Genomic DNA, 5,277 nt, shown 5'->3' with positions numbered 1-5,277 from the left:
TGGCGTCGAAGTTCTCGATGGCGCAGACGATGATGCAGTTGTCCTTGCGGTCCCGCACCACTTCCATTTCGTATTCTTTCCAGCCGATCAGGGATTCGTCGATCAGCAGTTCCCGGGTGGGGGACAGATCCAGACCCCGGTTGCAGATTTCCTCGAACTCGTCCCGGTTGTAGGCGATACCGCCGCCGGACCCGCCCATGGTGAAAGACGGCCGGATGATGCAGGGGTAGCCGAACTGGTCCGGCACCTGGAGGGCTTCCTCGAGGCTGTGGACGATGGTCGCGCGGGGCGTCTCCAGGCCGATGGCCTTCATGGCCTGGTCGAAGCGCTCGCGATCCTCGGCCTTGTCGATGGTGTCGGCGTTGGCGCCGATCATTTCCACGCCGTGCTCCGCCAGCACGCCGTGCTTCTCGAGATCCAGGGCGCAGTTCAGCGCGGTCTGGCCACCCATGGTGGGCAGCAGGGCGTCCGGCTTTTCACGCTCGATGATCTTGGCCACGGTGCGCCAGGTGATGGGCTCGATGTAGGTGGCGTCCGCCATGGCCGGGTCCGTCATGATGGTGGCCGGATTGGAGTTCACCAGGATCACCCGGAAACCTTCCTCCCGCAGGGCCTTGCAGGCCTGGGCGCCGGAATAGTCGAACTCGCACGCCTGGCCAATGACGATGGGGCCGGCACCCAGGATCAGGATGCTCTTGATGTCGGTACGTTTTGGCATGTCGTTGTAAACCTGTCAGCAACTATTAAATTCGTGCAGCGCAAAACGCGGCTCTGCGATGGGGACGGGCTCAGGCCACGCGCTCTTCCATCAGTCGGATAAACTGGTCAAACAGGGGCGCCACATCGTTGGGACCCGGACTGGCTTCCGGGTGGCCCTGGAAGCTGAACGCCGGCTTGTCGGTGCGGCGAATACCCTGGAGGGTGCCGTCGAACAGGGATTTGTGGGTGGCCTTGAGGTTGTCCGGCAGGGTTGCCTCGTCCACCGCGAAACCGTGGTTCTGGCTGGTGATCATCACGGTGCCGTCTTCGGTATTCTGCACCGGATGGTTTGCACCATGGTGGCCGTGGCCCATCTTGACGGTGCGGGCACCACTGGCCAGCGCCAGCAGCTGGTGGCCCAGGCAGATGCCGAACACCGGAATATCGGTTTCCAGCACGTCCCTGATGGCTGTGATGGCGTAGTCACAGGGTTCAGGATCGCCGGGGCCGTTGGACAGGAAAATGCCGTCCGGGGACATAGCCAGCACCTCGGACGCCGGGGTCTGTGGCGGCACGATGGTCACGTCGCAGCCGCGGGAGGTGAGCATGCGCAGGATGTTGAGCTTGATGCCGTAGTCCCAGGCGACCACCTTGAAGCGCCCCTCGCCTTTCTCGGCGTAGCCCGAATCCAGCGCCCATTCAGCCTGGGTCCAGTGCCAGGTCTTGCTGGCGCCGGCTTCCTTCGCCAGGTCCATGCCCTTGAGCCCGGGAAACGCCCGCGCCAGCTCCAGCGCCCGCTCAGCGGTCACATCCGCGCCCGCCACCACGGCGCCGGCCTGGGAGCCTTTCTCCCGCAGCAGGCGGGTCAGGCGGCGGGTGTCAATGCCGGCGATGCCCACCACGTTGTTGTCCCGCAGGTAAACATCCAGCGGCTTGCTGCTGCGCCAGTTGCTGGCCACCAGCGGCAGGTCACGGATCACCAGCCCGGCCGCCTGGATGCGGTCGGACTCCACGTCCTCCTCGTTGACGCCGGTATTGCCGATATGGGGATAGGTCAGGGTGACGATCTGGCGGGTGTAGGACGGGTCGGTCAGGATTTCCTGGTAACCGGTCATCGCGGTGTTGAAAACCACTTCGCCACTGGTCTCCCCCTCGGCGCCTATGGCGATACCGTGGAACAGGCTTCCGTCTGCGAGTGCAAGGATTGCGGGTGTACTCAAGGCTTGTATCCTCATCGAGTGGCGTATCGTCAGTTCCGAATCGAGCCCTGCCGGGCGGCGGCGGACTCCAACGTCACGAACAGGAACGCAAGCGCAAAATTCAGGTCGCAAAAAAGCGAGAGGGAGCTTGCCGCTCCGTCCCGCTTTATTGTTGCCGGCATTAATCAGGCTACGCTTGGTGCAGTTAAACCGCCTTATTGTAAAAAATACGGCGTCCTGTGTCCATGGGAAATGCCGGCCATGGCCGCTGGCAGCCTACTTCAGGCCCAGCACGTCCTGCATGTCGTAGAGCCCTTCGGGCTTCTCGGAGACCCACTCGGCGGCCCGCACGGCGCCCTTGGCGAAAGTCATCCGGCTGCTGGCCTTGTGGGTGATCTCGATACGCTCGCCGATACCGGCAAACAATACGGTGTGATCCCCCACCACGTCGCCGGCGCGAACGGTCTCGAAGCCGATCTCGGTACGTGAACGCTCACCGGTGAAACCCTCCCTGCCGTAAACCGCGCACTCCGCCAGGTTGCGTCCCAGGGCTTCGGCCACCACCTCACCCATGCGCAGGGCGGTGCCGGAGGGGGCATCCTTCTTGTGGCGATGATGGGTCTCGATGATTTCCACGTCGTAGTCGTCACCCAGCACCTTGGCGGCGGTACGCAGCAGGTTCAGCGCCACATTCACACCGACGCTCATATTGGGGGCGAACACCACCGGCACGGTTTCGGCGGCCTGGGCCACCTGCAGCTTGTCGGCCTCGGTGAGGCCGGTGGTACCGATCACCATGCGCTTGCCGTGAGCCTTGCAGACCGCCAGGTTTTCTAGGGTCAGGTCCGGGAAAGTGAAGTCCACCAGCACATCGAAGTCGTCCAGCACGTCCGCCAGCCGTCCCACCAGGACGATCCCCAGCTTGCCCACACCGGCCACCTCGCCGGCATCGGCGCCAATCAGCGTACTGTCCGGATGCACCACGGCGGCCCCGAGAGACACACCCTCGGCGGCCTGGACCGCTTCCACCAGGACCTTACCCATTCGGCCGGCGGCGCCGGTAATCGCAACCCGTGTCATAGCTGGCCTCAGAATTTCATTTCATCGAAGAAACTTTTCACACCCTCGAACCAGGACGACTTCTTCGGCCCGTGGCTGCTGCCGTTGGCGCCGTTGAGGGTATCCTGGAACTCCTCCAGCAGTTCCTTCTGGCGCTTGGTCAGGTTGACCGGTGTCTCCACCAGCACCCGGCACAGCAGATCCCCCGCCGGGCCGCCTCGTACCGGGCTGACGCCCTTGTTGCGCAGGCGGAACAGCTTGCCGGTCTGGGTCTCCGGCGGGATCTTCAGCTTGACCCGGCCATCCAGGGTGGGCACTTCCAGCTCGCCACCGAGGGCGGCGTCCACAATGCTGATGGGCACCTCGCAGTAGAGGTTGCGGCCATCCCGGGTGAAGATTGAATGCTCGCGCACCGCGATCTGGACGTAGAGGTCACCCGGCGGGCCACCGTCGACGCCCATCTCGCCTTCCCCGGAAAGCCGGATCCGGTCACCGGTGTCCACGCCCGGCGGCACCTTCACGGAGAGCGTCTTCTGTTCTTCCACCCGGCCGGCACCGCGGCAAGTCTTACAGGGGTTCTTGATGACCTTGCCGGAGCCCCGGCAGCTGGGGCAGGCCTGCTGCACGGTGAAGAAACCCTGCTGCATGCGAACCTGGCCCATGCCGTTACAGGTACCGCAAGTTTCCGGCTTCGAGCCCTTCTCGGCGCCGGTGCCCTCGCAGGTATCACACTCCACATGGCCAGGCACCCGGATCTTCACGGTGGTGCCCTTGACCGCCTCTTCCAGGTCCAGCTCCAGGGTATAGCGCAGATCGGCGCCGCGGGTGGTGCGGCCGCGGCCGCCACCGCCGCCGAAAATGTCGCCAAAGACATCGCCAAAGATGTCCGAGAAACTGCCGGCACCACCGCCGAAACCACCGCCACCACCGGCCTGGCCATCCACGCCGGCGTGACCGAACTGGTCATAGGCACTGCGCTTGCCGGCGTCGGTCAGCACTTCATAGGCTTCGCTGGCTTCCTTGAACTTGTTCTCGGCGTCTACATCGTCCGGATTCCGATCAGGGTGATACTTCATCGCAAGCTTGCGATAAGCTTTCTTGATCTCTTTTTCGTCCGCGTCCCGGGCAACCCCAAGAATCTCGTAATAATCGCGCTTGGCCATGCTTAAAACCCTGTATCAGGCCCCTGCTATCGAGAGACTCACAACTTGTTGTCTACATACGGAAAAAACGCGGGAAGAAAACTCCCCGCGTTTCGTTCACCGATCAAAGTGCGCCGATTCTAGCGCTTATCTTCGTCTTTTACCTCTTCGAATTCAGCGTCGACCGCGTCGTCGCCGGACTTGGAGGCCTTTTCCTCACCGCCCGGCTGACCGGCCTCGGCCTGGTCGGCATACATCTTCTGGGCCAGCTCGGAGGAGACCTCGCTGAGCTTCTCGGTCTTGGCCTGGATGTCGTCCTTGTCGTCACCTTCCAGCGCTTCCTCGAGCTCCTTCAAGGATGCCTCGATGGACTCCTTCTCGCTGTCGCTGACCTTGTCGCCGGCCTCCTTCAGGGTCTTGCGCACGGCGTGAACCATGGCGTCGCCCTGGTTGCGGACCTGCACCAGCTCTTCGAACTTGCGGTCCTCGTCGGCGTTGGCCTCGGCGTCGCGCACCATCTTCTCGATCTCTTCGTCATTGAGACCGGAAGAGGCCTTGATCACGATGGACTGCTCCTTGCCGGTGGCCTTGTCCTTGGCGGACACGTGCAGGATGCCGTTGGCGTCGATGTCGAAGGTGACTTCGATCTGCGGCACACCGCGCTGGGCCGGCGGAATGTCGGCCAGGTCGAAACGACCCAGTGACTTGTTCTGGCTCGCCTGCTTGCGCTCACCCTGGACCACGTGGATGGTCACGGCGGTCTGGTTGTCTTCCGCTGTGGAGAAGGTCTGCGATTTCTTGGTCGGAATCGTGGTGTTCTTCTCGATCAGCGGTGTGGCCACGCCACCCATGGTCTCGATACCCAGGGTCAGCGGGGTCACGTCCAGCAGCAGCACGTCCTTGACGTCGCCTGACAGGACCGCGGCCTGGATGGCAGCACCGACGGCAACCGCCTCGTCCGGGTTGACGTCCTTGCGGGCTTCCTTGCCGAAGAAGTTCTTCACCTTCTCCTGCACCAGCGGCATCCGGGTCTGGCCACCCACCAGGATGACCTCGTCGATGTCCGCGCTCTTCACGCCGGAATCCTGCAGTGCCACCTTGCAGGGCTCAAGGCTGCGCTCAACCAACTCTTCCACCAGGGACTCGAGTTTGGCGCGGGTCACCTTCACGTTCATGTG

Annotated in this window: 4 protein-coding genes and 1 pseudogene; all 5 read right to left on the bottom strand. The window is 63.2% G+C overall.

Features of this window, described 5'->3' with window-relative positions; all coding sequences use genetic code 11:
• Nucleotides 1-718, bottom strand: a pseudogene (carB, locus tag R3280_RS15885) (carbamoyl phosphate synthase large subunit); the annotation flags it as partial.
• Between the two features lie 70 nt (nt 719-788).
• A complete protein-coding gene (carA, locus tag R3280_RS15880; RefSeq protein WP_318999588.1) occupies nt 789-1,919 on the bottom strand; it encodes a glutamine-hydrolyzing carbamoyl-phosphate synthase small subunit in 1,131 nt (376 codons plus the stop codon).
• A 255-nt stretch (nt 1,920-2,174) separates the two neighbouring features.
• Nucleotides 2,175-2,978, bottom strand: a complete 804-nt coding sequence (dapB, locus tag R3280_RS15875) for a 4-hydroxy-tetrahydrodipicolinate reductase (protein WP_318999587.1) — start codon at nt 2,976-2,978, stop codon at nt 2,175-2,177.
• A gap of 8 nt (nt 2,979-2,986) precedes the next feature.
• Nucleotides 2,987-4,120, bottom strand: coding sequence for a molecular chaperone DnaJ (gene dnaJ / locus R3280_RS15870; protein WP_318999586.1), 1,134 nt, complete (start codon nt 4,118-4,120; stop codon nt 2,987-2,989).
• A gap of 119 nt (nt 4,121-4,239) precedes the next feature.
• Nucleotides 4,240-5,277 (bottom strand): Hsp70 family protein (locus tag R3280_RS15865; RefSeq protein WP_318999585.1); only part of this gene is annotated, 1,038 nt, incomplete at its 5' end.

This window comes from Marinobacter sp., assembly GCF_033722195.1.
Classification (GTDB): domain Bacteria; phylum Pseudomonadota; class Gammaproteobacteria; order Pseudomonadales; family Oleiphilaceae; genus Marinobacter.
This window is presented reverse-complemented; position numbering and strand designations above follow the sequence as displayed.